The organism is Streptomyces sp. NPDC048288, from assembly GCF_043201555.1.
Classification (GTDB): domain Bacteria; phylum Actinomycetota; class Actinomycetes; order Streptomycetales; family Streptomycetaceae; genus Streptomyces.
On record NZ_JBICZD010000008.1, the window covers coordinates 115622 to 141258 of the forward strand.

The 25637-nt window shown below is 72.5% G+C and carries 22 protein-coding genes and 2 pseudogenes; 13 read left to right on the plus strand and 11 right to left on the minus strand.

The window, feature by feature from the left end:
* Positions 1-9 precede the first annotated feature (9 nt).
* A complete protein-coding gene (locus ACGFZS_RS28135; protein ID WP_355717816.1) occupies positions 10-306 on the minus strand; it encodes a hypothetical protein in 297 nt (98 codons plus the stop codon).
* Positions 307-434: 128 nt separating this feature from the next.
* Here ACGFZS_RS28135 and ACGFZS_RS28140 point away from each other — a divergent pair, with 128 nt between their 5' ends.
* Positions 435-1376, plus strand: coding sequence for an NADP-dependent oxidoreductase (locus tag ACGFZS_RS28140; protein WP_393797461.1), 942 nt, complete (start codon positions 435-437; stop codon positions 1374-1376).
* Between the two features lie 16 nt (positions 1377-1392).
* Here ACGFZS_RS28140 and ACGFZS_RS28145 read toward each other — a convergent pair whose 3' ends face one another.
* The 4 genes from ACGFZS_RS28145 to ACGFZS_RS28160 all read right to left on the minus strand — a co-directional run bounded on the left by ACGFZS_RS28145 (position 1393) and on the right by ACGFZS_RS28160 (position 3639).
* On the minus strand, positions 1393-1707 hold the full coding sequence (locus tag ACGFZS_RS28145) for a DUF202 domain-containing protein (RefSeq protein ID WP_393797462.1): 315 nt from the start codon (positions 1705-1707) through the stop codon (positions 1393-1395).
* The gene (locus ACGFZS_RS28150) at positions 1704-2096 is read right to left on the minus strand and encodes a YidH family protein (protein WP_393667771.1); all 393 of its coding nucleotides are present in this window, start codon (positions 2094-2096) and stop codon (positions 1704-1706) included. The genes ACGFZS_RS28145 and ACGFZS_RS28150 overlap by 4 nt, the downstream gene beginning before the upstream one ends.
* Before the next feature lie 84 nt (positions 2097-2180).
* Complete coding sequence (locus tag ACGFZS_RS28155) at positions 2181-2711, minus strand: NUDIX hydrolase (protein WP_393797463.1); 531 nt, start codon at positions 2709-2711, stop codon at positions 2181-2183.
* A gap of 34 nt (positions 2712-2745) precedes the next feature.
* Positions 2746-3639, minus strand: a complete 894-nt coding sequence (locus ACGFZS_RS28160; protein WP_365685656.1) for a DMT family transporter — start codon at positions 3637-3639, stop codon at positions 2746-2748.
* A 392-nt stretch (positions 3640-4031) separates the two neighbouring features.
* Between ACGFZS_RS28160 and ACGFZS_RS28165 the strand changes: the two genes are divergently transcribed.
* The 3 genes from ACGFZS_RS28165 (at position 4032) to ACGFZS_RS28175 (ending at position 6441) form a co-directional block, all read left to right on the plus strand.
* On the plus strand, positions 4032-5003 hold the full coding sequence (locus tag ACGFZS_RS28165) for a hypothetical protein (protein ID WP_393797464.1): 972 nt from the start codon (positions 4032-4034) through the stop codon (positions 5001-5003).
* Between the two features lie 87 nt (positions 5004-5090).
* Positions 5091-5831, plus strand: a complete 741-nt coding sequence (locus ACGFZS_RS28170; RefSeq protein WP_355717831.1) for a molybdopterin-dependent oxidoreductase — start codon at positions 5091-5093, stop codon at positions 5829-5831.
* Positions 5815-6441 (plus strand): cytochrome b/b6 domain-containing protein, encoded by a 627-nt coding sequence (locus tag ACGFZS_RS28175; RefSeq protein WP_393797465.1) that lies wholly within the window; start codon positions 5815-5817, stop codon positions 6439-6441. The genes ACGFZS_RS28170 and ACGFZS_RS28175 overlap by 17 nt, the downstream gene beginning before the upstream one ends.
* A gap of 169 nt (positions 6442-6610) precedes the next feature.
* Here ACGFZS_RS28175 and ACGFZS_RS28180 read toward each other — a convergent pair.
* The 4 genes and pseudogenes from ACGFZS_RS28180 to ACGFZS_RS28195 all read right to left on the minus strand — a co-directional run.
* Positions 6611-6736 (minus strand): annotated as a pseudogene (locus tag ACGFZS_RS28180) (L-idonate 5-dehydrogenase); the annotation flags it as partial.
* 46 nt (positions 6737-6782) lie between these two features.
* Positions 6783-7541 carry an SDR family oxidoreductase gene (locus ACGFZS_RS28185; RefSeq protein ID WP_393537732.1) on the minus strand — a complete coding sequence of 253 codons (759 nt, stop codon included), beginning with the start codon at positions 7539-7541 and terminating at the stop codon, positions 6783-6785.
* Between the two features lie 30 nt (positions 7542-7571).
* The gene (locus ACGFZS_RS28190) at positions 7572-8969 is read right to left on the minus strand and encodes a gluconate:H+ symporter (RefSeq protein WP_365685641.1); all 1398 of its coding nucleotides are present in this window, start codon (positions 8967-8969) and stop codon (positions 7572-7574) included.
* Between the two features lie 47 nt (positions 8970-9016).
* Positions 9017-9538, minus strand: coding sequence for a gluconokinase (locus tag ACGFZS_RS28195; RefSeq protein ID WP_393797466.1), 522 nt, complete (start codon positions 9536-9538; stop codon positions 9017-9019).
* A gap of 150 nt (positions 9539-9688) precedes the next feature.
* Between ACGFZS_RS28195 and ACGFZS_RS28200 the strand changes: the two genes are divergently transcribed.
* Positions 9689-10390 (plus strand): FadR/GntR family transcriptional regulator, encoded by a 702-nt coding sequence (locus ACGFZS_RS28200; RefSeq protein ID WP_393797467.1) that lies wholly within the window; start codon positions 9689-9691, stop codon positions 10388-10390.
* On the opposite strand, the gene ACGFZS_RS28205 is transcribed toward ACGFZS_RS28200, so the two are convergent.
* Complete coding sequence (locus ACGFZS_RS28205; protein ID WP_393797468.1) at positions 10387-10818, minus strand: YchJ family protein; 432 nt, start codon at positions 10816-10818, stop codon at positions 10387-10389. The two genes, ACGFZS_RS28200 and ACGFZS_RS28205, sit on opposite strands and share 4 nt — an antisense overlap.
* A gap of 371 nt (positions 10819-11189) precedes the next feature.
* On the opposite strand from ACGFZS_RS28205, the gene ACGFZS_RS28210 reads away from it, so the two are divergent.
* Both ACGFZS_RS28210 and ACGFZS_RS28215 read left to right on the plus strand, forming a co-directional pair.
* The gene (locus ACGFZS_RS28210) at positions 11190-13055 is read left to right on the plus strand and encodes a phage tail sheath family protein (protein WP_393797469.1); all 1866 of its coding nucleotides are present in this window, start codon (positions 11190-11192) and stop codon (positions 13053-13055) included.
* Positions 13056-13082: 27 nt separating this feature from the next.
* Positions 13083-13607, plus strand: a complete 525-nt coding sequence (locus ACGFZS_RS28215) for a phage tail protein (protein ID WP_355717858.1) — start codon at positions 13083-13085, stop codon at positions 13605-13607.
* On the opposite strand, the gene ACGFZS_RS28220 is transcribed toward ACGFZS_RS28215, so the two are convergent.
* The gene (locus tag ACGFZS_RS28220; RefSeq protein ID WP_393797740.1) at positions 13559-14350 is read right to left on the minus strand and encodes a hypothetical protein; all 792 of its coding nucleotides are present in this window, start codon (positions 14348-14350) and stop codon (positions 13559-13561) included. The genes ACGFZS_RS28215 and ACGFZS_RS28220 overlap by 49 nt on opposite strands.
* On the opposite strand from ACGFZS_RS28220, the pseudogene ACGFZS_RS28225 reads away from it, so the two are divergent.
* From ACGFZS_RS28225 to ACGFZS_RS28250, 6 genes and pseudogenes are all read left to right on the plus strand, one after another.
* Positions 14285-14722, plus strand: a pseudogene (locus ACGFZS_RS28225) (hypothetical protein); the annotation flags it as partial. The gene ACGFZS_RS28220 and the pseudogene ACGFZS_RS28225 sit on opposite strands and share 66 nt — an antisense overlap.
* Complete coding sequence (locus tag ACGFZS_RS28230) at positions 14715-15434, plus strand: hypothetical protein (RefSeq protein ID WP_393797470.1); 720 nt, start codon at positions 14715-14717, stop codon at positions 15432-15434. The pseudogene ACGFZS_RS28225 and the gene ACGFZS_RS28230, both read left to right, overlap by 8 nt.
* 4 nt (positions 15435-15438) lie before the next feature.
* Positions 15439-16365, plus strand: a complete 927-nt coding sequence (locus ACGFZS_RS28235) for a DUF4255 domain-containing protein (RefSeq protein ID WP_393797471.1) — start codon at positions 15439-15441, stop codon at positions 16363-16365.
* A gap of 5 nt (positions 16366-16370) precedes the next feature.
* Positions 16371-18704, plus strand: coding sequence for an AAA family ATPase (locus ACGFZS_RS28240; RefSeq protein ID WP_393797472.1), 2334 nt, complete (start codon positions 16371-16373; stop codon positions 18702-18704).
* Positions 18695-18985 carry a hypothetical protein gene (locus tag ACGFZS_RS28245; protein ID WP_365685621.1) on the plus strand — a complete coding sequence of 97 codons (291 nt, stop codon included), beginning with the start codon at positions 18695-18697 and terminating at the stop codon, positions 18983-18985. The genes ACGFZS_RS28240 and ACGFZS_RS28245 overlap by 10 nt, the downstream gene beginning before the upstream one ends.
* The gene (locus ACGFZS_RS28250; protein WP_393797473.1) at positions 18982-25635 is read left to right on the plus strand and encodes a DUF4157 domain-containing protein; all 6654 of its coding nucleotides are present in this window, start codon (positions 18982-18984) and stop codon (positions 25633-25635) included. Before ACGFZS_RS28245 ends, ACGFZS_RS28250 begins: the two co-directional genes overlap by 4 nt.
* The last annotated feature ends 2 nt before the right edge of the window (positions 25636-25637 follow it).

Here is a 25637-nt window from a genome sequence, read left to right on the forward strand (position 1 = left end):
CGGGCCGGTTCAGTGGTCGTCCCAGTGGCCGTTGTGCTCGGCGTGCCGGTGTCCGTCGTGCAGGTAGTCGATGTGGTCGCCGTGCAGGACACCGGTGTGCCCGCAGCCGTCGCCGTGCCGGTGGTCGTGGTCCGCGTGGGTCACGTGCCCGTCGGGCTCGCACTCGTCCCAGTGGCCGCCGTGCTCGCGGTGCAGATGCCCGTTGTGCGCGTAGTCGACGTGGTCGCCGTGCGGCACCCGGTCGTGCCCGCAGTCCGGTCCATGGGTGTGGCCGTGCGCGGTGTGTTCCTGATGAAGGATGGTCATGGTGCTCACCTTCGGGAGTGCGGGGTTCAGGAGAGTGGCGTGATGCCGACGGACAGGCTGCCACGCGAACCGTGCATATGCGGGCATCCCGGTTGCGTGGCGTCCGAGTACCCCGGAGGGTCGTTTGCATGAAGGGGATCAGCTACAGCCGGTACGGCGGACCCGGGACACTGGAGTACGGCGAGGTCGAGGACCCGAAGGTCGGCCCCGACTCGGTGCTGGTGAAGGTCCGGGCGGCGGCCGTCAACCCGGTCGACTGGAAGTGCCGTGAAGGCCGTCTGGACGGTGTCCTGGACGCCGTCTTCCCGGTGATCCCCGGCTGGGACGTCTCCGGAGTCGTCGCAAGACCGGGGGCGGCGGTCACCGAGTTCGCGGCCGGCGACGAGGTGATCGGCTACGTCCGCGAGGACTTCCTCTCCCGGGGCACCTTCGCCGAGTACGTCGCCGCCCCGGTGCGCACCCTCGCCCGCAAACCGCGCAACCTCTCCTTCGAGGAGGCCGCCGGGCTGCCGCTGGCCGGACTCACCGCCTACCAGGTGCTGGTCCACGTCCTGGAGGTCAAGCGCGGCGAGACCGTCCTCGTGCACGCCGCCGCCGGCGGGGTCGGCTCGCTCGCCGTGCAGATCGCGGCCCACCTCGGCGCCCGGGTCATCGGCACGGCGAGCGAACCCCACCACGACTTCGTACGGGGGCTGGGCGGCGAGCCGGTGGCCTACGGCCGGGGACTGGCGGAACGCGTCCGCGGACTGGCCCCGGAGGGCGTGGCCGCGGTCTTCGACACCGTCGGCGGCGAGGCCCTGACCGTCTCCGCGAACCTGCTCGCCCCCGAGGGCCGGATGGCCTCGATCGCCGACCCGGACATCGTCGACTTCGGCGGCCGCTACTGCTTCGTACGGCCCGACGCCGACGACCTGGCACGGCTCACCGCGCTCGCCGAGCAGGGCGCGGTGACCGTCCATGTCGCCGAGACGTTCCCGCTGAAACGGACGGCCGACGCACACCGGCGCAGCGAGGAGGGGCACACCAGGGGCAAGCTGGTGGTGACCGTGGACCGGGCCGAGGAGGAGTGACTCCTCGGCCCGCTTCTCATACGACCAGTGCGGCGGCGCAGACCGCGATGGCGACCGTGCACAGCACCGCGGCGGTCGCCCGGCGCGGGGCCAGCGCCGGGGGGCGGTCGGTGGCCGCGAGGGCGCGGATCCGGTGGTGGGCGATCAGGAGGAAGCCGAGCCACAGGGCGCAGCACACGGCACCTATGACCACTCCGTCGGCCGAGGCGCCGTCGTGCACGGCGGTCTTCGCCGCGAGGACGCCGGCCACGGTCGCCGACAGCGTCGTACGACGCCAGGCCAGCCGGGTCCGCTCCGGCTGCAGCCCCGGGTCGCGGACCGGCTCCGTCATCCCTCCCACCCGACGAGCACGACGACGACCATCGCGACGGCCACCACGGCGACGACGACGCTCAGCAGGGCCGGAAAGCGGGACACCGGCAGGTCCTCACCGCGCCGCATCGCGCGCTCGCAGCGCATCCAGTGGTTCACCGCGCGGAGCGAACACAGGACACCGGCGGCGAGCAGCGCGAGCGCGAGGCCGACGCGCCAGGCCCGGCTGAGGTCGGGCAGGAACTGGTCCACGGCGAAGCCGCCGCCGATGAGGGCGAGGGCGGTGCGCAGCCAGGCGAGGAAGGTCCGCTCGTTGGCGAGGGAGAAGCGGTAGTCGGGGGTCGTGCCCTCCTGGCGTACCTCTTCGGGGGCGAACCACAAACGGACGTTCCGCGCGAATTCGATCACGTGGAAGGAGACTACCGGGGGGAGGACGGTGGGTCGTCCGCGGGCCGGTGGGGGCTGGTCGCGCCCACGCGGCGGAGCCGCATATCAATACCGCCCCGCGCCCCTTTCGGGGCGCTTCAGCTGAAGTTTCTCCCAGGCCGCGAGGCCGTCCGGTACCCACTCCCAGTCCCCGAGGCGGGCGGTCAGCTCCTCGTCGGTCAGGAAGGTGTGCCAGGCCACCTCTTCCACCTGCGGTTGGACGGGAAGGTCGCAGAGGGCCTCGTACACCGCGCACCACCAGCTCTGGCCGGTGCCGTTGTGGTAGAGGAACTTGAAGAGGAAGGTCGGCTGGGGGAGGCCGGTCACGCCGAGTTCTTCCTCGGCCTCGCGCAGGGCGGCGGTGTCGTAGGACTCGCCGGCGCCCACCACGCCGCCGACGAACATGTCGTACAGGGAGGGGAAGACCAGCTTGGTGGCGGTGCGGCGGTGGACGAAGAGGCGGCCGGCGGGGTCGCGGGCCTGGATGAAGACGCAGCGGTGGCGCAGACCGCGGGCGTACGCCTCGCCGCGCGGGGACTGCCCGATGACCTGGTCGTGCTCGTCGACGATGTCGAGGATTTCGTCAGCAGCGCTCATACCGTCATCCAAGCAGGCCGACGGGGCGCGGGGGTCAGCGCGGCTGGAGGTCCAGGGCGGGTTCGCGGGGTGCCGATCCGCGGGGCATCGCCGGGTGCAGGCCCAGCAGCACGATGCCCGCCACGATCGCCGCGAGGCCCGCCGCCTCCCAGGCCAGCGCCCCGGTGTCGGTGCGCAGCCGGTCGCCGAGGAAGCCGACGCCGCACAGGATCCCGGCGAGCGGCTGGGCGGCGGTGAGGGCGGGCAGCGACATGCGGAGCTCGGCGGTCTCGAACGCGCTCTGGACCAGGAGCAGGCCCGTGACGCCCAGTACCAGCACGCCGTACGGCTGCCAGCTGGTCAGCACCTCCATGATGCCGCCGTCGGAGAAGTTTGTGCCGGTGACCCGGGTCAGCGCGTCCTGGACGCCGTAGAGGAGACCGGCGGCCAGGGCGAGCAGGGTCGGTCCCGCGCTGAGCCGGGAGCGTTTGGCGTAGGTGGTGAGCACCAGGGCTATGCCGACCATCACGCCGATGATCAGCCAGTGGCGCAGCGGATTGGCGACGGCGTTCCCGCCGCGCGGCTCGCCCGCCACGATGAACGTGGTGACGCCGCCCGCCAGCAGGATGAGGCCCGCCCAGCCCTGGTGGCTGAGAGGGTGCTTGGTCTGGTGCCGGGAGAGGGCGAGGGCGAACAGGAGGTTCGTCGCGAGCAGCGGTTCGACGAGGGAGATCTCGCCCTTGCCGAGGGCGACCGCGCCGAGGATCATGCCGGCCACCATCAGGCCGATACCGCCCAGCCAGCGCGGTACCCGCATCAGGTCGAGCAGCAGCCGGGGCGAGAGGAAGTCGCTGAGCGGAGCCTTCTGGGCGACGTTCTGCTGGAGCACGAACCCGAAGCCCAGGCAACAGGCGGCGCTCACGGCGAGAATCAGAACCAGTACGGACACGCTGCGTACCTCGATCATGCGGCCGGGCTACGGGGTGCGTAGTGGCCGACTGTAGCGGTCCCGGGTCGGGATTGCTCCGGGAGTGCCCGGAACCGGGCAGTCGACTCGGTCACGCCGACCGAATCGGTCACGGGCGGTGGATCGGGGCGGCGGCGAAGCCCCTACGGCCATGGTCCGCCGCCGGGACGGCCCGCGCCATGGCGTACGCCACAGCCGGAACCCCGGGCCCCACGGCCACGGTACGCCAAACGGACTCCGGCGCGCGTCAAGTTCCGCACCACTCACGGTAGTTGAACGGAGTACCGTCTCTGTTCAGCTTGACGCAAAGTCTTGGCTGGGGGTTTGCTGTGCGTGATCGGCCGATGGCAGCCCGACAACCAGGAAGTTCCGCGGTGCCCCCAACCCCGCCCCTCTTAGGCCCAGGCCGGGCCGTCGCCGAAGGTCCCCGCGCGGCAGCGCACCCCGGGTGCGAACACTGTCCCGACGACGCCCTCGACGACGTCGAACTCATTTCCGCCCGTGCCGCGTTGGCCCAGGGCCGCTGGCAGTCCGCCCGCTCCCTGCTGCTCCATACGGGTGAGGACTGGGACCGCCGGGGCCACCGGGTGACCGTCCTCGCCCACGAGCCCTACGCCGTCGCCTGGGCCCGCGAGTGGCTGCTCGCCGAGCCCGGCTCCGCGGGCGCCGCCACCCTGTACGCGCTGACCCTGGTCCGGCACGCCCTGCGCGGCAAGGAGGACCCGGACCGGGCCCGCGAGGCCTGCGAGCGCGCCGCCGCGCTCGCCCCGGCCGACCCCACCCCGTGGCTCGGCCTGCTGATGCTGGCCCGGTACCTGGGCACCGACGACGAGACGCGCCGGACCTTCGGCGAGGTGCGCGGCCGGCACCCCGAGCACCACCACGCCCACCACCTGATGGCCGCCCGGATCGCGGAGACCGAGACCCAGGGGACGTACGAACTGTGCGCCTTCGCGGAACGCTCGGCCGCAGCCGCCCCCGCCGACTCCCCGCTCGCCGTTCTCCCGGTCGTCGCCTACGCCGAGCGCCACCGGGTGCTGGCCGCGACCGGCCGGGCCCCCGCCGACCCGGCCGCAGCCGGCCACTGGGAGGAGCCCTCCGCCCGGCGCGCCCTCACCGCCGCCTTCGACTGGTGGCTGGAGTGGGGTATCGAGGAACACCCCCGCCGCCACGTCGACCTCAACCACCTCGCCCACGCCACCTCGGGCGCCGGCCGGTACGCCGAGGCCGCGGCCCTCTTCCAGCGCATCGGCCGCCATGCCACCCCGGCACCCTGGTCCTACCCGGACCGCGACCCCTGCGAGGCGTTCCGGACGGCCCGGGAGCGCGCGCTGGGAGCTTCATGATCGGGGGTTCATGAGAAGAGGTTGTGGATTCCTTACGGCTGCGGGATTCCGTGGCCGGGGCCGCCCCGAGGGTGTTCGAATGAGTACGTGAACTCTGAACGATCCGAGGAGCCACGGCGCGCCGAGGAGGGCACCCCGGTCGGCCGCCGGGTGTTCCTCGGCACCATCGGCCTCGGCGCCCTCGGGCTGGTGACCGCGCCGGTGCTGCAACGCGTCACCGAGTCGGTCCTCGGCACCTTCTCCGGCAAGGACCCCACGGGCCTGACCGGACTGCTCCCGAACGGCGGCGGCTTCCGCTACTACTCGGTGACCGGGTCCGTGCCGACCAAGACCGCCGCGAACTACCAGCTGAAGATCGACGGCCTGGTGGACAAGCCGCGCACGTACACCCTGGACGACCTGCGGGCCCTGCCGCAGACCCGGCTGGTCAAGGACGTCCAGTGTGTCACCGGCTGGCGGGTTCCGGACACCCCCTTCGACGGCGTCCGGCTCTCCCACCTCCTGGACCTGGCGGGCGTCCGGGACACCGCCAAGGCGATCCGCTTCACCTGCTTCGACGGCGCGTACACCGAGAGCCTCACCCTCGACCAGGCGCGCCGGCCGGACATCCTGGTCGCGCTGCGCATGCAGAACAAGGACATCGGCCACGACCACGGCGGACCAGTCCGCCTCTATGTGGCCCCCATGTACTTCTACAAATCGGCCAAGTGGCTCTCCGGCATCACGGTCACCGACAAGGTGCGGCCGGGATACTGGGAGAACCTCGGCTACGACGTCGACGCCTGGGTCGGCCGTTCGAACGGACGCGACGATGAGCCTACGAGCTGACGCGCCGGCCGGCACGGAGCAGCGGCTGCACCGCTTCACCCCCGCCGAGCGCTGGATCCACCGCACGACGGCGACGCTGATGGGCATCTGCGTGCTGACCGCCGCCTGCCTCTACATCCCGCAGCTGGCGATCCTCGTCGGCCGCCGTGAGCTGGTCGTCCGGATCCACGAGTGCGCGGGCCTCGCCCTCCCCGTCCCGGTCCTCCTCGGGCTCGCCTCCCGCGCCTTCCGCCGGGACCTCGGCTTCCTCAACCGCTTCGGCCCCCACGACCGACTCTGGCTGCACGCCGCCCTGAGCCGCGACAAGCGCCCGTCCTCCCGCCCGGCAGGCAAGTTCAACGCCGGCCAGAAGATCTACGCCAACTGGATCGCCGGCGCCACCCTCGTCATGCTCGCCACCGGCCTGCTCATGTGGTTCACCCACCTCACCCCCCTCATGTGGCGCACCTCCGCCACCTTCGTCCACGACTGGCTCGCCCTCACCATCGGCGTCGTCCTCGCCGGCCACATCTGGATGGCCGTCTCCGACCCGGAGTCCCGCCGCGGCCTGCGCACCGGCCAGGTGAGCCGCGAGTGGGCAAAACGCGAGCACCCACTCTGGCGACCGTAGACCTGCGGCGCCAAAGCCGACGCGGCCTGTCGAAGCGACCCCGACGCTGATCACCGTCGCGGCGGAAAGAACGCCGCGCGGAGGGGGCCCGAAGCGACCGTCGGCAGGGCCCCCGGCCCACTCCGGCCCACCTCTGCCCGCCGCAACGGCGATCAGCCGAGACGGCGGAGTCCGGCAGTACCTTGCAGGACCGGCTGCGGTCTGCTGCCAAGGTGAATGCTCTTTCGGCCTCCGTCACTGGGACGATCGCGCTGATCAGATCCTCGACCTTCGGCTCGCGGGCCAGAAGGGCCAGTCGTCCCGGCCGTGGATCACGCAGCCCAGCATCCGCCCGGCCCCTTTCACAGCACGCTCGTCATGCCGCCGTCGACGTACAGCACCTGTCCGCTCACGAAATCGGCGGCGGGGGAGGCGAGGAACAGCACCCCGCCCACCAGATCCTCCGTACGGCCCCAGCGGCCGGCCGGGGTGCGGCGGCGCACCCAGGCGCTGAACTCCTCGTCGTCGACGAGGGGCCGGGTCAGCTCGGTCTCGATGTAGCCGGGGCCGAGGCCGTTGACCTGGACGCCCCGCGGGCCCCAGTCGGCGCACATGCCCTTGGTGAGCATCTTCAGTGCGCCCTTGGTCGCCGCGTAGGGCGCGATACCGGGCCGGGCCACCTCGCTCTGCAGCGAGCAGATGTTGATGATCTTGCCGTGGCCGCGCGCGGTCATCCGGCGCGCGGCCTCCCGGCCCACCAGGAACGCGCTGGTCAGATTGGTGTCCAGGATGCGGTGCCAGTCCGTGTCCGTGAACTCCAGGAGCGGGGCCCGCAGTTGCATGCCCGCGTTGTTGACCAGGATGTCCAGCGGACCCACCCGCTCCTCGACGTCGGCGATGCCGGCGGCGACGGAGGGCCCGTCGGTCACGTCGAACGCGGCCGTACGGGAGCCGGGGATCCCGGCGGCGGCCTCGGCCAGCCGGTCCTCGTCCCGCCCGTTGAGGACCACCGTGCAGCCGGCCTGGGCCAGCCCCCGGGCCAGCGCGAGGCCGATGCCCCGGCTGGAGCCGGTGACCAGGGCGGTCCGGCCGCCGATGTCGAAGAGGGGGTGAGCCGTCATCGTCGTACCGCTCCCGGTTCGTGAGGGGGGCTAGATCACCAGGGACAGGAGGAGGACCAGACCGCCCGCGACCACCGAGATGATCGTCTCCATGACGGACCAGGTCTTGAGGGTCTGGCCGACGCTCAGGCCGAAGTACTCCTTCACCAGCCAGAAGCCGGCGTCGTTCACATGGCTGAAGAAGAGCGAGCCGGCGCCGATGGCGAGGACGAGGAGGGCGGCGTGGGTGGTCGACATGTCGGCCGCGAGCGGGGCCACCAGGCCGGCCGCGGAGACCGTGGCGACCGTCGCCGAGCCCGTCGCGAGACGGATCGCCACCGCGATCAGCCAGGCCAGCAGCAGCGCCGGGATCGACCAGTCCTTGGAGATCTCCAGGATCATCTGGCCGACACCGCAGTCGATCAGCGTCTGCTTGAAGCCGCCGCCCGCGCCGACGATCAGCAGGATGCCCGCGATGGGCATCAGGCCCTTCTCGACGGTCCGCGAGATCCGCTCCCGGGAGAACCCGGCCGGCCGGCCCAGCGTGAAGATGCCGACGAGCACGGCCGCGAGGAGAGCGATCAGCGGGGAGCCGATGACGTCGAAGACGCGCTGGACGGTGTGGGTGGGGTCGTCCACGACGATGTCCACCAGGGCCTTGGCCAGCATCAGGACGACCGGCAGCAGGATCGTGGCGAGCGTGGCGCCGAAGCCGGGGCGCTTCTCCAGGTCCTCCGAGGGGCGCTGCGGCAGCATCCGGTCGGGGGCCGGGACGTCCACCCAGCGGGCGGCGACCTTCGAGAACAGCGGACCGGCGACGATCACGGTCGGGATGGCGACCAGGACGCCGAGGGCCAGGGTCACGCCCAGGTTGGCGCCGACCGCGTCGATCGCGACCAGCGGGCCGGGGTGCGGCGGCACCAGGCCGTGCATCACGGACAGGCCCGCGAGGGCCGGGATGCCGATGCGCATCAGGGAGTAGTTGCCGCGCTTGGCGACCATCAGCACCACGGGGATGAGCAGCACGATGCCGACCTCGAAGAAGAGCGGCAGGCCGATCACGGAGGCGATCAGCACCATCGCCCACGGCATGGCACGGCCGCCCGCCTTCGCGAGGATCGTGTCGACGATCTGGTCGGCGCCGCCGGAGTCGGCGAGGAGCTTGCCCAGGATCGCCCCGAGCGCGATCAGGACACCCACGCCGGCGACCGTGGAGCCGAGGCCGGTGGTGAAGCTGGTGATCACCTTGTCGAGCGGTGCCCCGGCGAACGCGCCCAGCGCGAGCGAGCCGATGGTCAGCGCCAGGAAGGCGTGGAGCTTGAACTTGGTGATGAGCAGGACGATGACGGCTATGCCCAACAGGACGGCGATGCCGAGTCGGGCATGTCCGGCCGAGGTGATGGGCGCGACGGTGTCCGCTGCCAGCATCTCGACGCTGAGTCTGGTCACGGGGGTTCCCTTGCAGATATGGGGGTGAGGGAGGAGGGGCTGTGGGGCTACTGCGGGGTGAGGTCGGGCAGCGCGTCCAGCGCGCGCACGGCCCGTGCGGTGATCTCCTCGGGGGTGCCCGAGACGTCCACGGCGACGCCCGGCTCGTCCGCCTCCAGCGGTTCGAGCGTGGCGAACTGGGAGTCCAGCAGCGCGGTCGGCATGAAGTGGTTCTGCCGGTGCGCCATGCGGTCCTCGATGAGCCGGCGGTCGCCGGTGAGGTGCACGAAGACGATGCCGGGGGCGGCGGCCCGGAGCCGGTCGCGGTACGACCGCTTCAGCGCGGAGCTGCTGACCACCCCGCCGAGCCCCGCCCGCCCGTGCGCCCAGCCGCCGATGGCGTCCAGCCACGGCCACCGGTCGGCGTCCTCGAGCGGGTGCCCGGCCGACATCTTGGCGATGTTGGCCGGCGGGTGGAAGTCGTCGCCCTCGGCGTAGGGGACGCCGAGCCGGGCGGCGAGCAGCGGACCGATCGTGGTCTTGCCCGTGCCGGCGACGCCCATCACCACGACGACGTGGGGGGTGTCCATCACTGCCTCGCTGTCTTCCTCGACGAGAGACACCGGCGTACGTCATCCGGTGTCGGCCACACTGAAACCCATTAGGTACGACGAATTCAAGAGTGTGTGACAAATAAGTCTGACTTTTTGAGGCTGTGATCCACTCGGTACGCTGAGTGCATGAGCACACCTGGCCGGGGGCTGCACGGCCGCGTACTGGACACCCTCGGCCCCGCGATCACCGCGGGGGAGTACCCGCCGGGCAGCGTGCTGCGCACGGACGAGCTGGCCCAGCACTTTCAGGTGTCACGTTCCGTGATGCGCGAGGCGGTCCGGGTCCTGGAGTCCATGCACCTGGTCGAGTCCCGCCGCCGGGTGGGCGTCACGGTCCGCCCCAAGGCCGAGTGGAACGTCTACGATCCGCAGGTCATCCGCTGGCGGCTGGCCGGCGCCGACCGCCCGCACCAGCTGCGCTCCCTCACCGTGCTGCGCTCGGCGGTCGAGCCGGTGGCGGCCGGCCTGTCGGCCAGGCACGCCACGCCCGAGCAGTGTGCCGAACTCACCGAGTGCGCGCTCGGCATGGTCGCCAACTCGCGCGGTCACCGCCTGGAGGCGTACCTCGTCCACGACATGGCGTTCCACCGCGTGATCCTCGCCGCGTCCGGCAACGAGATGTTCGCCCGCCTCGCCGACGTCGTGGCCGAGGTCCTCGCCGGCCGCACCCATCACGAGGTCATGTTCGAGGACCCCGACCCGGCCGCCGTCACCCTCCACGTCCAGGTCGCCGAGGCGGTCCGCGAGGGCGACGCCACCCGCGCGGAACAGCTCACCCGCGAGATCACCGTGGGCGCCCTGCACGAACTGGACATCCTCGCGCCCTAGCCGTGCTCCTCGGGGAACTCCCCGTCCACGTAGACCCAGTCGCCCGCCACCCGCTCGAACCGGCTGCGCTCGTGCAGCGAACCGCCCTTGAAGGACGCGCGGAACGTCACCGTGCCGGTGGTGTGGAAGGCGGTGCCGTCCGTCGCGTCCAGGATCTCCAGGCCGGTCCAGCGCATCCCCGGGTCGAAGTCGATCCGGGGCGGGCGCGTTCGCGGATGCCAGGTTCGCAGGAGGTACGGCTCGTCGCGCTTGACGAAGGCGGAGTAGCGGGAGCGCATCAGGCGTTCGGCCGTGGGGGCGGTGGCCGCACCCCGGTGGAATCGGCCACAGCACTCTTCGTACGTCTCCGCAGGACCGCAAGGGCAGGAGGGGTTGTGATCTGCGGCGGAGCCGTGCTGCCGCCGGGATTGCGAGGTACGTCGGGACATGGGGACCATTCTGCTGCACCATCGGCTGTGTGCATTCTGTGAACCACCTGATCCGACACGTGCTCATCGTGTGCGCGTTGCGGAAGTCGCTCTTCATCGAACCTCCCTTCGGGCTGGCGTGAACCCACCTTGCTCCTGCAACGCCCGACTCCCCAAGGTGGAGGGGCACTTGAGCATCAGGAGTCACAAGCGTGCGTGCTTGACCCGGGCGGCCGTCCGTCCGGGGTACTGACGGGGGAAACTGATCCGAAGTGCGTGGCCGGCGCCACCGTGCGCGCCGGGACCGACCGCCGCGCGCTTCGAGCACGACCTCTCCCTCTGCCGCCTCTTGGTGCCTGCCATCCGGTGCCTGAGAAGGGATAGGAGGGGGAATGCCGACGAATGCCGTGAGCGCCGCGAGGCCGACGTATCCGGGCGTCTACGTCGAAGAGCTTCCCAGCAGCACCCGCACCGTCTCCGCCGTGACCACCTCGGTGACCGCGTTCGTGGGACACACCCGGCGCGGCCCGCTGAACGAACCGGTGCGCGTCACCGGATTCACCGACTTCGAGCGGCGGTTCGGCGGCCTGAGCGCACAGAGCCCGCTCTCCTACGCGGTCCACCAGTTCTTCGGCAACGGCGGCACCGTCGCCGTGATCGTCCGCGTCGCCAGGTCCGGCAGCGGCAAGGCCGCCCGCGTCGTCCTGGAGTCCACCGAGGGCCACAGCGAGAGCCGGGTCCTGGAGGTCCACGCCAAGGAACCCGGCGTCTGGGGCAACGGCCTGCGCGTCGCCGTCGACTACGACACCCCGGACTGCGAGAAGACCTTCAACCTGCGGGTCCACGACGCCCGGGGCGACGCCCATGAGAGCTTCACCGGCCTGTCCATGGACACCGGCAGCGGCAGCTACGCGCCGACCGTCGTCAACGCCGGCTCCCGGCTGATCCGGGTCGAGGCGGTCGGCGAGGGGCGCCCGGACCCGTCCGGCACGGTCTCCAAGCCGTTCGGCCGCGAACTGCCCGACCTCGCCGTCGACCTGACCGTCAAGATCGGTGACGTGGAGCGAGAGTTCAAGCTCTACGACCCCGACTGCGACGGCGAAGCCCCGTCCACCGTGGCCGAGTTGGCGCTGCTGCTCGAACGCAGGCTGCGCGCGCTGCCCGACGCCCCCGGCAAGCACGCCTTCGCCGGCGTCGAGGTCACCGCCTTCGGCCGCCGGATCCAGGTGGTCGCCGGTTCCACCGACCCCGAGGACGTCGTCCGCTTCCTCGGCCAGTGCGCCAACGACCTGGGCCTGGAGGCCTCGGTCAACCCGCCGGTGTTCCCGCTGGAGGGCGGCGAGGACGGGGAGGCCCCCGGCCCCCGCGACCTCATCGGCTCCGAGGCCGGCAAGACCGGCATCCAGGCGCTGCGCCGGATTCCCGACGTCAACCTGCTGGCGCTGCCCGAACTGGCCTCGTACGAGAAGACCGAGGACGCCCTCACCGTCGTCTCGGCGGCGCAGCGGCTGTGCGAGGAGCGGCGGATCTTCCTGCTCGTCGACGCGCCCGCCACCTGGGTGAGCGTGGACTCGGCCCGGGCCGGGATCGCCGCCTTCGACCCCGTCCGCGGCAACCACGCGGGCCTGTACTTCCCGCACCTCCAGCTCACCGACCCGCTCACCGGGCGGCTGCGGGCCTTCCCGCCGTCCGGCGCGATCGCCGGTGTCATCGCGCGCACCGACTCCGAGCGGGGCGTGTGGAAGGCCCCGGCGGGCACGGACGCGCAGCTGGTCGGCGTGCACGCGCTCACCGTCGACCTGACGGACCGGGAGACCGGGCTGCTCAACCCGCTGGGCGTCAACTGCCTGCGCACCTTCCCCGTCACCGGCCCGCTGGTCTGGGGCGCGCGCACCCTCGAGGGCTCCGACGCCCTCGACAGCGACTGGAAGTACGTACCCGTACGGCGGCTCGCGCTGCATGTGGAGGAGAGCCTCCAACGCGGCCTGCAATGGGTGGTGTTCGAACCCAACGACGAGAGCCTGTGGCAGCAGATCCGGCTGGCCGCCTCCTCGTACCTGCACACGCTGTTCCGCCAGGGCGCCTTCCAGGGCAGCACCCCGCGCGAGGCGTACTTCGTCAAGTGCGACAGCGAGACCACGACGGCCGAGGACGTGGCGGCCGGTGTCGTCAACGTCCTCGTCGGCATCGCGCCGGTCCGCCCGGCCGAGTTCGTGGTCGTCAGGATCCAGCAGACGTCCGGCCAGTTCGCGCTCTAGCGCTTCAGGGAGAGCTGAAGGAATCCGATGGCTGAGTTCACGGTCAACGCGCACCGCTTCGACCCCTACAAGAACTTCAAGTTCCTTGTGCTGTGGGACGGTCGGACGGTCGCCGGCATCAGCAAGATCAGTCCGCTGAAGCGGACCACCGAGGTCGTCAAGCACCGCAACGGCGGCGACCCCTCCTCCCCGCGCAAGTCGCCGGGCCGCTCCGAGTTCGACGGCATCACCCTGGAGCGGGGGGTCACCCACGACCCCGAGTTCGACCGCTGGGCCAACAAGGTCTGGCAGGTCGGCGCGGGCCTGGGCGCCGAGGTGTCCCTGGCCGACTTCCGCAAGGACATCGTCATCCAGGTCCTCAACGAGGCCGGGCAGGTCGCCGTCTCGCACAAGCTGTACCGGACCTGGCCGAGCGAGTACCAGGTCCTCGGCGAGATGGACGCCAACGCCAACGCGGTGGCCATCCAGTCGCTGAAACTCGAGTGCGAGGGCTGGGAACGGGACTACGAGGTGCCCGAGCCGGAGGAGCCCTCGTTCCTCAACCCGGCGTGAGGTGACGGGTGTCGGGGGAGCGGGCCATGGCCGCGGCCGACCTGCTGGCCACCTGGGAGGCGGGCCTCGGCGAGGCGCCCGTCGGCCGGGCGCTGCTGCTGCACCGCGCGGCACGCCCGGACGCCGACGCGGCGGCGCTGCCCGCCCTGCCGGCCGGCGAGCGCGAGGCGGACCTGATCACACTGCGCCGGGCGCTGTTCGGCGAGCGGATGGAGGTACGCCTCGCCTGCGCCGCCTGCGGCCAGGACATGGAGTTCGACCTGGACGCCGGGGAACTCGCGGGCTCGCTCGGCGGGCGGGGTGGGCGTGGTGAGCCTGGCGGGCCTGGCGGATGCGGTGGGCTTGGTGGGCCGGGCGGGCCGGGCGTGCCTGGTGGGCTTGGTGGGCCGGGCCTGCAGGGCGGGCGTGGTGAGCCGGGTGGGCCTGGCGGATGCGGTGGGTCTGGTGGGTCTGGTGGGCCGGGCGTGCCTGGTGGGCCGGGCCTGCAGGGTGGGCGTGGTGAGCCGGGTGGGCCTGGCGGACGCGGTGGGCCTGGCGAGGCCGGTGGGTCTGGCATGGCCGGTGGGCCCGGTGGGCAGGGCGGGCGCGGTGAGCGGGTCGGGTCCGATCGGGACGGCGACTGGGGCGCGTCCGATCGGGACGGCGAGCGGGGCGGGTTCGGGCGGGACGGTGGGCGGGTTGTGCGGATTCAGGAGGGGGGCTGGGACGCCGAGTTCAGGCTGCCCTCCGTCGCCGACCTGCACGCCGTGGCCCGGGCGACCGACCCGCGGGCGGCGCTGCTCGCGCGGTGCCTGGTGTCGGCGGCCCACCACGGCACGGCCGTGCCGGCGGCGGAGCTGCCCGCGCCGGTGCAGCGCCGGATCGCCGAGGCCGTCGAGGCGGCCGACCCCGGCGCCGACCTCACGCTCAACGTCGCCTGCCCCGAGTGCGGCGCGGCCACCCGGGCCGAGCTGGACATCGCGTCCTACCTCTGGACCGAACTGGACTCCTGGGCCCGGGACGTGCTGCTCGACGTCCACCTGCTCGCCACCGCCTACGGGTGGAGCGAGCCGGAGATCCTGGCGCTCAGCCCGCTGCGGCGCCGCTACTACCTGGAGCTGTGCGCGGATGCCTGACACCCCGGACGCCCCCGACTTCCTCGACCGGCTGATCGCCCGGCACACCGCCCCGCGACCGTCCGCGACCCGGGTACGCCCCCGGCTGCCCGGCCCGTTCGAGCGGGTCGAGGCGGTCCGGGCCACGGCACCCGGGACGGCGGCGCCGCTCTGGCCCACGACCGCACCGGCCGCCGTACCGGAGACGGCCGCACCCGGGCCGGCGCTCGGGCAGACGCGGACGACGCACACGCAACGGGAGCGGACCGTCGTACACCGGGAGCCGCCGGCCGCGCCCGCGGAGCCCGCGGTACGGCGTCCCGTGGCGCCGCTGCTGCGGCCCGCCGCGCCCGTCGCAGCGGCGGCGGCGTCGAGACCGTCGGCGTCCGGCGCCGTACGGCCCCCGGCGGGGCGTGCGCGGCCGGAACCGTCACCGATCTCCGCGCCCGTGTTCGTCCCCCCGGGTACGGAGGCCGTCCCCGACGCCGTGTCGGCGGCGCCGCGACCCCGCGCCGCCGACACGGCGGCAGCCCGGGACGCCGTACGGCAGGCCGCCGCCCGGCGACCCGCGCGGGCCGCCGCCGAGCAGGTGGTCCAGGTGCAGATCGGGCGGCTGGAAGTGACCGCGGCGGCGGCCGGAGACGGCCGGCGCCGCCCGCCCGCGAAGGAGCGGGCCGGGGCCGCCCTGGGCCTCGCCGAGTACCTGGCAGACCGAGAGGGACCGAGGAACTGACGTCATGAGCAACGCACTCGCCATCGCGCACGTTACTCAAGCCCTCGCGCTCCTCATCGAGAACAACGTGGGCCCGGAGTTCGGTGAGGCCGTCAAGGTCGAGCCGCGCAAGCCGCCCGCCGATCCGCAGCTGGAGCAGCCGACGATCTCGGTGTTCCTCTACCAGGTCACCCCGAACACCGCCCGCCGCAACGACGACCTGCCCACCCGGGCGTCCGACGGCACCCTCGTCAGGCGGCCCGCCGCCGCGGTCGACCTGCACTATCTGATCAGCGCGTACGGCGACGAGAAGGAACTGGTCGGCCAGCGGCTGATCGGCTCCGTGGTGCGCACCCTGCACGAGATACCGGTCCTGCCGAAGGACGTCGTCGAACAGGCCGGTGAACGCCCCTACCTGGCGGGCAGCGACCTGGCCGAGGCCGCGCAGCGGATCCGCTTCGCGCCCTCGGTGATGGACGTCGACGAGACCTCCAAGCTGTGGGGGATGCTCTACCAGACGCCGTACACCCTGTCCGTCGTCTACCAGGCGGCCCTCGTCCTCATCGACGGCCGCGAGACCCCGGCGCCGCGCAGGCCGGTGGACCGGCCCGAGGTGCGGGTGCTGCCGTTCGGGGCGGCGACGGGGACGGCGGATCAGGGCGCTGGTGAGGGCGAGGCCGAGGGCGCGGGCGCGGAGGACGCCCCGAAGGCACCCGCGAAGACCGCCGCGAGGACGCCCGCGAAGGCGCCCGCGAAGACGGCGGCCAAGACCCCGCCGAAGGCCCCCGCCAAGTCCGCGGAGAAGGCGGAGAAGCCGGAGAAGGCGGAGAAGACCGTGGCCAAGGCCCCTGCCCGAGCCCGTAGGTCCACGACCGGGACCGGCGGGCAGGCGCGCCAGACACCCCCGAAGAGCGCTCCGCGCAGGTCGGACCACGACGGCACGGAGCGCTGAGACACATGCAGACGACGGGGGCGGGAGCGGACATGGCGGCGTACGAGCCGGCGGTCACGGCGTGCCGCGCGGGCGGTACGACGCTGACCGCGGAGATCCGGCGCGTCCTGGCCCGCGTCGACACCCACGCGGCACGCGCCACCGGTGCCGCACCGACCCCACCGAAACCGTCCGCGCCCCCCGACCCGCCCGCACCCGCGCCCGCCCCCGGGGACGAGGGCACCGCCCCCGTCTCGGCTGACGGTCCCGGCCCCGCTCCAGTCACTGCCGACGGTCCCAGCCCCGCCCCGGTCTCCATCGACGGTCCCAGCGCCGCGCCGGCCTTCGCCGACGCCTCCGGCCCCGCCCCGGTCTCCGTCGACGGTCCCGGCGCCGCGCCGGCCTTCGCCGACGTCCCCGGCCCCGCCCCGGTCTCCGTCGACGGTCCCGGCGCCGCGCCGGCCTTCGCCGACGTCCCCGGCCCCGCCCCGGTCTCCGCCGACGGTCGCGGCCCCGCCCCGGTCTCCACCGACAGTCCCGGCACCGCCCCGGTCTCCGTCGACGCCCCCGGCACCGCCCCCCTAGACGCCCTGGTCGCCTGTTTCAGCCTCACGCCCTTCGAACGTGACCTGGTTCTGCTCACCGCCGCTCACGAACTGGAGCCCACGGCCGCCGCTCGGTGTGCCGCCGCGTGTGGTGATCCGGAGCGGGCGCACCCCACGTTCTCGCTCGCCCTCGCCGCGCTCGCGGAACCGCACTGGAGCGCGCTCACGCCTGTCGCGCCGCTGCGGCGCTGGCGGATCGTCGAGCTCGACGACGACTCCAGGCTGACCACCTCACGCCTGCGGCTCGACGAACGCATCCTGCACTTCCTGCTCGGCTCGCCGTACCTGGACGCCCGGCTGCACGGCCAGCTGCGCCGCGCGCCGGTGCCGGACGCGCTGCCGCCGTCGTACGACCTGGCGGCGGACCGGCTCGCCGAGGGCTGGACGCACCCGGCCGGGACGCCGACCGTCGAGCTGACCGGGGGCGATCCGCGCAGCCGGGCCGACATCGCCGCCGCCGCGGCCGCCCGCGCGGGGCTCGGGACGTACGCGATGAGCGCGGCGGACCTCCCCACCGACCCCGTGGAGCGGGACCGGCTCGCCCGGCTCTGGCAGCGCGAGGCGATCCTGCTGCCGGCCGCGCTGCTCGTCGAGGCGGCCGACCTGGACCGCGACCAGCGGGCGGCGACCGAGTCGTTCCTGGCCTCGGCCGCCGTACCGGTGGTGGTGTCCAGCGAGGACCCGCTGCGCTCGGAGCGGTCCCACGGCGCCCGGGTCGCCGTACCCCGCATGGACGACGAGGAGCAACTCGGCCTGTGGGCGGGCGCGTTCGCGGACACCGACCTGGACCAGCGGGAACTCCGGTCCCTCGTCGCCCAGTTCCAGCTGCCGCCGCACGTCGTACGCGCCGCGGCGGCCACGGTACGGCACCGGCTCCCGTACGAGGACGAGCTGGACGTCGCCGAACTCGCCTGGCGGGCCGGGCTCGACGAGGCCCGGATCGGCATGGACGACCTGGGCCGGCGCATCGAACCGAGGGCCGGCTGGCACGACCTGGTGCTGCACGAACGGCAGACCACCGTGCTCCGGGAGATCGTCGCCCATGTACGGCAGCGGGCGACCGTCCACCAGGAGTGGGGGTTCGCCGGCACCCTGCGCCGCGGCCTCGGTGTCACCGCCATGTTCGCGGGCGGCTCCGGCACCGGGAAGACCCTGGCCGCCGAGGTCATGGCGAAGGAACTCGGCCTCGACCTCTTCGTCATCGACCTCTCCCAGGTCGTCAGCAAGTACATCGGCGAGACCGAGAAGAACCTCCGCCGGGTCTTCGACGCCGCCGAACGCGGCGGCGCCCTGCTGCTGTTCGACGAGGCCGACGCCCTGTTCGGCAAGCGCAGCGAGGTCAAGGACAGCCACGACCGGTACGCCAACCTGGAGGTCAGCTATCTGCTGATGCGGATGGAGGCCTACCGGGGCCTCGCCGTCCTCACCACCAACATGAAGAGCGCCCTGGACACGGCGTTCCTGCGGCGCATCCGCTTCGTCGTCGACTTCCCCTTCCCCGGCGAGCCGGAGCGCGCCGAGATCTGGCGCCGGGTGCTGCCGCCGCAGGCCCCGGTGAAGGACATCGACCCCGGGCTGCTGGCCCAGCTCACCGTCGCCGGCGGCTCGATCCGCAACATCGCGCTGTCCGGGGCGTTCCTCGCCGCCGAGGAGGGCGACCGGCTGCAGATGCGGCACATGCTGGCCGCGGCCCGCACCGAGTACCTGAAACTGGAGCGCTCCCTGACGCCGACGGAGGTCCGCGGATGGGTGTGAGTCCTGCCGACGAACCCTCGGCGATCCGGGTGGAGATCGGCGAGCTGGTCCTGGACGGCTTCCGGGCCGACCCGGAACGTGTCTCGGCCGCGTTCGAGACCGAACTGACCCGGCTGGTACGGCTGCACGGCGTGCCGCTCGCCGCGGACGGCCCGCTCGCCGTCGACGCGCTGTCCGGGCTGCCGCCCCTGCCGGCCGGGCTGTCCGCACGCCGCCTCGGCCAGGAACTGGCGCGAGCCGTGCACGAAGGGCTCAGCGGCCACGGGGAGGTGAGCCGATGAGTTCCCGGGCCCAGCAGGACGCACAGGCGGAGCAGAGCGCCGGGCAGCGCCACCGTAAACGCCGGGAGCGGGCCGCCGCGTCCCGTACCCTCGAGCCGAAGAACATCGTCAGCGGCGCCGGACAGCCCCTCGACCCCGGGCTGCGCCGCGAGTTGGAGGAACAGCTCGGCCACGACCTCGGCCGGGTACGGCTGCACACCGGCCGGGACGCCGGTCGGCTGACCGAACTGCTCGGCGCGGACGCCGTCGCCGTCGGCCAGGACATCCTCTTCCGCGAGGGCGCCTTCAGGCCCGGCACCGACGAGGGCCGGCGGCTGCTCGCCCACGAGCTCCAGCACACCGTGCAGAACCCGCACGGCCTGGGCGCGCTGCGGGCCGGACGCGACCTGGGCGCGGTGAGCCTGCCGCAGCAGGCGATCGAACGCGAGGCCGAGGCGGCCGTCCGCGACGAGACCGCCCCGCCCGTGCGGGAGGGCCAGGCCACCCCCGGCTGGCTGCGCTACGCCACCGTCGACGCCGACCGCCGGCGCGCCGAGGCGATCGACCCGGCGACCCTCGTGGACCGGCTCGCCAACTCCCTCGTCCGCTCCCTGCGCGGCGACCCCGAGGACCTCTCCCAGCGCACCCGCAGACAACTGGCCGGACTCCCCGCCGAGTTGCTCGACAGCGTCCTCGTCCGGCTGGAGGGCCGGCTGCTCGCCCCCGAACACGACCGGGTCCTCGACCTCGTCGACGACATCGACGCGTACGACGACTACGCCGACGACCGCGTGGAGAGCGACGCGCACGACGCCCCTGAGGTCGAACCTGACACGGCGGAACAGGTCCGCGACGAGCGGGCGAGCGCACAGCGCCGGGCCCGGCAGGACCGGGACGACCGGGACCGGCCGGTCACCGCCTCCGGCCCGGAGAAGGAACGGGCCGAGCGGGAGGGGGCGCCCGGCAGTACGCCCCTCAACGGCGGCACCCGCGCGCAGCAGCGGACCAGGACCGAGGAGCGGACGCGGCGGGCACGGGCCGAGTCCGAGGCCCGGGAGCGGCGGGAGCAGCAGCCGGCGGGCTCGGCGCGTGGGGCGGGAGTTCCCGCGGCCGGGGTGCGGGACGAGACGCCGGCGGCCACGCAGACGGCCACGGCCACGGCCGCTGACACCGCCACGGCAACGGACACGGCCGTGCCAGAGCCACGGGAACAGCCGCAGGACCGGGAAGCCGACGCAGGCGGCCAGGACCCGCAGGGGCAGCGGGAGGGCGGCGAGAACCAGCAGGCTCAGCAGGAGGCCGGCCAGGAGACCGCCGACGAGCGGGGGGTCCCCGTCGCCGGCGCGGAGGAGTCCGCCGCGCGCAACCGGCCCGGGGCCGCCGACCAGTTCGCGGCCGGGCGGCAGGTCCCGTCGGCGGAGAAACCGGCCACCGACCGGCCGACGGATTCGCCCAGGGCCGGTACCGACATCCCGTTGCCCACGTCGACGAGCCGCCTGGACGGCGTACGGAGCCAGGACCTCGACGGACCGGAGGAGGCGGCCGACGACGAGGGCGCGCTCTCCGACAGCACCTCGGAGGTGGAGGCGGGCGGCGCCGAACCCAGCGCCTGGGACGTCACCCTCCAGCCGGAGGACCACCTGCCGGCGCAGGACCCCGACGTGTCCGGGGTGCCGACGGCGGACCAGGGAGCGGACGCCGCCCTGCCGTCCTTCCCGGCACCGCCGCCCACCAGGGCCGACCAGGTGCAGGCGGAGCGGGACGCCGAGGACGCCGAGGACGCGGCGGCGCAGGCGGACGTCGAGGAGGTACCGGCCGCCGAACCGGCGCCCGCGCCGTCGCTCTCTCCGGAGACGGTGGGCGGGCCCGGTGACACCCTGCTCGCCGGTCTGGACCCCGAGGACAAGGCCGCCGAACTGCCGGACACCGGTGCCGTATCGAAGGATCCGAGGCACGGCGACGACCCGAAGGCCGGTCCCGTCACCGTCCAGACCCCGGTTCAGCGGACGGCCGCCCCGGACGGCAACGGTGCCGCCCAGGAGAAGGGCTCACCCCAGGCGGTGGCCGGAACGGCCGCCGGAGGACAGAAAGACCGGCCGCAGACCGGATCGGCAGCGGGACCTGGATCCGGATCGGAATCACGCTCCGCATCGGAACCGGGAACCGCATCGGAACCGGGAACCGGATCGGCTCCGGCCGCGGCGAACGATCGTACGGGCGACGCTTCGGCCTCCCCGGCCGCCGGGGACTCGCAGATCACCGGGGGTTCCAACGCCGACCGGCCGGGTGCCGCGACCAGCGGCGCGCGGAACGCGGCGGAGCCGGAGCCGGACCGTGCCACGCCCACGCAGCCCGCGTCCGTCCCCAGGACGACCCCCCGACCGGCGCCCCCGGTCCCGAAGCCGTCTCCCTCCGCTTCCCCTGGCTCGGCGGCCACCGCCCAGGCAGCCGAGGACGCGATCGGTGCGGCCCCGCAACCGGAGAAGGCCCCTGGGCCCGCAGTGCCCGCCTCATCCGCATCCAGCGCACCACCCGCTGCGGGCGTCGCGAGCAAGCCCGCCGGCAAGGGCAGGGGCAAGGGGAAGAAGGACTCCGCCTCGGCCCCGAACCTCTCCCAGTTCTCGCCCGAGGCCGGACTGAGCACGGCCGCGACCCTCAAGCCCGACAAGGCCCTCACGGCGATGGGCGGAGTGAGCGGCTCGGTCGACCGCAGCGTGGGCGACGAGCACCAGCAGCTCGCCGCCGCGCCGCCCGCCATGCAGCGCCCGACGGGCGCCCCGCAGACCCTCGAAGGCAAGCCGAAGACCGACGCGCCTGCCCGGTACTCGCAGGATCCGGCCCAGAAGTCGCAGGCACCGGAGCAGGAGAACGCCCAGGTCACGGGCGCGAAGGAGCCCGAGGGGCAGATCGAGGCGGAGAAGGCCGAGGAGCCGGGCGGCTGGCAGACCTTCAAGATGGCGCTGGGCTTCGGCATCGGCTGGCTCGCCGAGAAGCTCGGCTTCAAGGTCGACAAGCAGGAGCTGGCCGCCAAGTTCGCCGGTCTGCCCACCAAGGACGAGGCCCTGAAGCAGGCCCAGGCGGGCAATGCGCCCGGGGTGCAGATGCAGGGCGCGGCCCAGCAGACATCCGACGAGCAGGGTGCCGCCGTCGACACCAAGGGCCAGGACACGGTCGACACGGCTCGGGACGACTCCGGCCGTGGGATGGGCGAGGACCAGGTCTACCCGGACGCTCCCCAGGCGGAACTGAAGGGGAAGGTGCCCGGCGCGGCCGGGGGCCAGGGCGCTGCCGTACCCTCCGCCGCCACCGGTGCCGTACCCGCGGACGCGGCCTCCGCGGTGGCCGAGCACGACAAGGGTCCGGAGTTCCAGGCGGCGTTCAGCCAGGGCCAGAAGGGCATGTCGACCAGTCGTCAGACCAAGGACAAGGACACCCGCGACACGCAGACGAGGCACCGTCAGCAGGTCGACACGGAGATCGGCCGCAACACCAAGGACCAGGCGGCCCAGCGGACGAAGGCCCTCGACGACGTCACGGCGCGGCGGGAGGACTGGCGCAAGGACCAGGACCAGTCGCTCAAGAAGCTCGGCGACAAGAAGAGCGACCGAGCGGACAAGGTCCGAAAAGACGTCCAGGACCGCGAGAAGAAGACCGACGACGACGTCACCCGACAGAAGACCGACAGCGACAGACAGATCAAGGACAAGGGCGACCAGGCCGAGACGGACGCGAAGGGCAAGACGGACAGCGCGGCCCAGGACTCGGGCAACTGGCTGTCGAAAGCCTTCGACTGGATCAAGCAGAAGGTCATCGAGATCAAGAACGCGATCGTCCGGATCATCCGGGACGCTCGTGACGCCGTCGTCAACTTCATCAAGAACTTCAAGGACACCGTCGAGCGCTGGATCAACGAGGCGCGCGCGTTCATCGTCGACACGATCAAGAGCCTGATCGACGACCTGATCGAGTTCGCCGTCGAACTCGTCCGCGAGATCATTGAACTCGCCGCGCGCATCCGCAAGTTCATCACCGACCTGGTCGCGGCGGCGATCGCCTTCGTCACCCGCCTCGCGGCGGAGCTCAGGCAACTGGTCACCGACCTGCTGGACCAGCTCGCGAAGATGCTCGGCGACATCCTGAACATCCTCAAGAAGATGCTCATGGACGTCATCAAGTCGATCATCGACGCGGTCAAGACGATCCTCGACTACGCCTCCAAACTCCTGGGCGCACTCGGCCAGTTCATGATGATCGCGGTCGACTTCCTGGACGACCCGGGCGGCTGGCTCAGCGGCGCCAAGAACTCGGCGGTCGACGGCGCGCAGCACCACCTGTTCCGCGAGGTGCAGTCCGCGGTCAAGCAGTGGTTCCAGGAGAAGATCCAGGAGATCCTCGGCATCCCCAGGGCGATCATCGACAAGCTCGTCAAGGGCGGCTTCTCCCTCGAACGGATCGTGAAGGAGACCTGGGACGCGATCGTGCCCCAGCTCCCCTTCATCATCGGCGAGATCGTCATCACCAAGGTGATCGCGAAGCTGATTCCCGGCGCGGGCTGGGTGATGGCCGTCATCGACGCGATCCGCACCGCCATCGGCGCCCTGGGCGCCATCCTGCGGGCCATGGGCGCGGTCCTGTCCTGGCTGCTGGCCGTCCGCCTCGGCGGCGCGGGCCTCCTCTTCGCCAAGGCCGTCGCGGCCGGCGTCGTCGCCCTCCTCGAACTCGCCTACCAATACCTCCTCAACGCCATCGGCAAATACGTCGCCAAAGTGGGCCGCCGCCTGAAGGGCATCGCCGCCAAACTCTTCCGCGGCGGCCACGAGGGCGAGGGCCCGGGGCGGCGCCCGGCGGGGGGCGCGGAGGACGAGGGCGCGCCCCGCGGCGGCGACCGTCCGGCCGAGCGGACCCCCGCGGCGACCCGTCCCCAGGAGACGTCCGCGACCCCGAACAGGCCGAAGTCCGACACCGACACCCCGGCCCGCCCGAAGCCGGCGGAACCGGCCGCGACCCGCCCGAAGGACCGCCCCGCCGACCGGCCCTCGGGCGAGCAGGACACCCGCCCCACCCCGGCAACGAGGCCCAAGCCGAAGCCGGAGCCGCGCCCCAAGCCGAGGCCCGAGCCCGAGCCGAAGCCGAGGACTCCGGCCAAGGACGAGACCCCCGGGCGCCCGAAGGACACCGCGGGGACCCCGGGCACGACCAGGCCCAAGGGCGAGGAACCCGGCAGGCCCAAGGAGAGCGAGCCGACCGGGCCCAAGGAGGAGACCCCGGCCAGGCCCAAGGACGACGGCAAGCAGACTCCGCCGAGGCGCCCCGGCGACAGGAGCGAGGACCCGAAGAAGCCGAGGCATGGCAAGGACGAGGTCCCGAAGCGGCCGAAGCACGACGAGGACGACCCGAAGAGGCCGAAGAACGACAAGGACGACGACCCGAAGCGGCCCAAGCGCGACGGGGACGAGAAGCCGCACAGGCCGAAGCCGGACGAGCACCCTCCCCGCCGCCCTGGGAACAAGCCGGACAAAGAAGGACCCGGCAGACCCAAGAAGGAGGACGACAAGGACAAGCGTCGGAAAGAGGAGGAGGCGCAGAAGGAGAAGCGGCTCGCGGAGATCGTCGCGCGTATCCGCCCCGTCATCCGCAAGAAACTGGCCAAGGGGATGAGCCCGGAAGTCGACAGAGAGCTGCTGGAGAGGCTGCGGTCGTGGTACCGGCTCACGCGTCTGGCGAAGATCGGTGATCCGGAGTTCGAGATCGAGGCCACGCTGAACCCGTCGGCGCCGGTCACCAACGGCTACACCAAGGCCGAGGATCTCGACACGAACGACTACATCGAGCACACCGACTACCTGACGGACCCGCCGGATCCGAAGTTTCCGGCGCCCCGCACACCGAATTTCGTCAACGGCGCACTGGCCAAGAACTTCAAGGCACAGTACCTCAACAAGAATTTTGCCGAGACGCACGGACAGAAGGCGAATTCAAGCCTGCTCCAGGAACCCATCGGTTTCAGGTATCTCAACAAGTACGATCTCAATACGGATCGCAGTAGCCGCTGGGTCCGGATGCACCTGCTCACCGAGAAGCTGGGCGGACCGTTTCTCGGGTCCAACCTGGTGCCGGCCCGGAACTCCGTCAACAATCCTGAATTCAAATGGGGCATCGAGCAGTACCCGGAGAAGGAGGTGCGGCGCAGCGACGAGACCCGTCACGACAAGCAGCGCATGGTCTGGTACCAGATCGACCTCACCTGGCACCAGAGCACAGTCAAGGGATTCCCTCGCTCCATCACCGCCACCTGGGGTACGTATCGCTACGACAGAGGGGCTGAGGCGTGGCGGGAGAAACAGCCGACGGGCCATGGACCGCTGACCTATACGGCAGGACCGCTGGAGGAGCCGCCCGCGCCCACGGCCGGCAGCCTTGTCAACGTCAACCGCGACTCCGTCAGGCGCTTGGTGCGCATGCTGCACGTCTCGCCGGCCTTCGCCGAGGCCATCAGATACGTCCGTGATCACGACGGGGACGGATCGCCCGCGGCGGCTCCGCTGGACATCCAGGTGCTGATCCGCCGTCTGAACAAACTGCCGGACAGGCGTAAGAACCGGATGCTGGACTTCAGGGCAGGAATCGGAGCCCTGGCCGCAGCGGACCAAGACAACCATCTCAAGTTCTGAGG

Bases quoted from the DNA above. Each gene is read 5' to 3' on its own strand.
- ACGFZS_RS28200 (WP_393797467.1), top strand. From the start codon at position 9,689: ATGAGCACACCTGGCCGGGGGCTGCACGGCCGCGTACTGGACACCCTC.
- ACGFZS_RS28140 (WP_393797461.1), top strand. From the start codon at position 435: ATGAAGGGGATCAGCTACAGCCGGTACGGCGGACCCGGGACACTGGAG.
- ACGFZS_RS28245 (WP_365685621.1), top strand. From the start codon at position 18,695: ATGGGTGTGAGTCCTGCCGACGAACCCTCGGCGATCCGGGTGGAGATC.
- ACGFZS_RS28230 (WP_393797470.1), top strand. From the start codon at position 14,715: ATGCCTGACACCCCGGACGCCCCCGACTTCCTCGACCGGCTGATCGCC.
- ACGFZS_RS28205 (WP_393797468.1), bottom strand. From the start codon at position 10,818: ATGTCCCGACGTACCTCGCAATCCCGGCGGCAGCACGGCTCCGCCGCA.
- ACGFZS_RS28215 (WP_355717858.1), top strand. From the start codon at position 13,083: ATGGCTGAGTTCACGGTCAACGCGCACCGCTTCGACCCCTACAAGAAC.
- ACGFZS_RS28210 (WP_393797469.1), top strand. From the start codon at position 11,190: ATGCCGACGAATGCCGTGAGCGCCGCGAGGCCGACGTATCCGGGCGTC.
- ACGFZS_RS28195 (WP_393797466.1), bottom strand. From the start codon at position 9,538: ATGGACACCCCCCACGTCGTCGTGGTGATGGGCGTCGCCGGCACGGGC.
- ACGFZS_RS28235 (WP_393797471.1), top strand. From the start codon at position 15,439: ATGAGCAACGCACTCGCCATCGCGCACGTTACTCAAGCCCTCGCGCTC.
- ACGFZS_RS28185 (WP_393537732.1), bottom strand. From the start codon at position 7,541: ATGACGGCTCACCCCCTCTTCGACATCGGCGGCCGGACCGCCCTGGTC.
- ACGFZS_RS28155 (WP_393797463.1), bottom strand. From the start codon at position 2,711: ATGAGCGCTGCTGACGAAATCCTCGACATCGTCGACGAGCACGACCAG.
- ACGFZS_RS28175 (WP_393797465.1), top strand. From the start codon at position 5,815: ATGAGCCTACGAGCTGACGCGCCGGCCGGCACGGAGCAGCGGCTGCAC.
- ACGFZS_RS28240 (WP_393797472.1), top strand. From the start codon at position 16,371: ATGCAGACGACGGGGGCGGGAGCGGACATGGCGGCGTACGAGCCGGCG.
- ACGFZS_RS28135 (WP_355717816.1), bottom strand. From the start codon at position 306: ATGACCATCCTTCATCAGGAACACACCGCGCACGGCCACACCCATGGA.
- ACGFZS_RS28145 (WP_393797462.1), bottom strand. From the start codon at position 1,707: ATGACGGAGCCGGTCCGCGACCCGGGGCTGCAGCCGGAGCGGACCCGG.
- ACGFZS_RS28250 (WP_393797473.1), top strand. From the start codon at position 18,982: ATGAGTTCCCGGGCCCAGCAGGACGCACAGGCGGAGCAGAGCGCCGGG.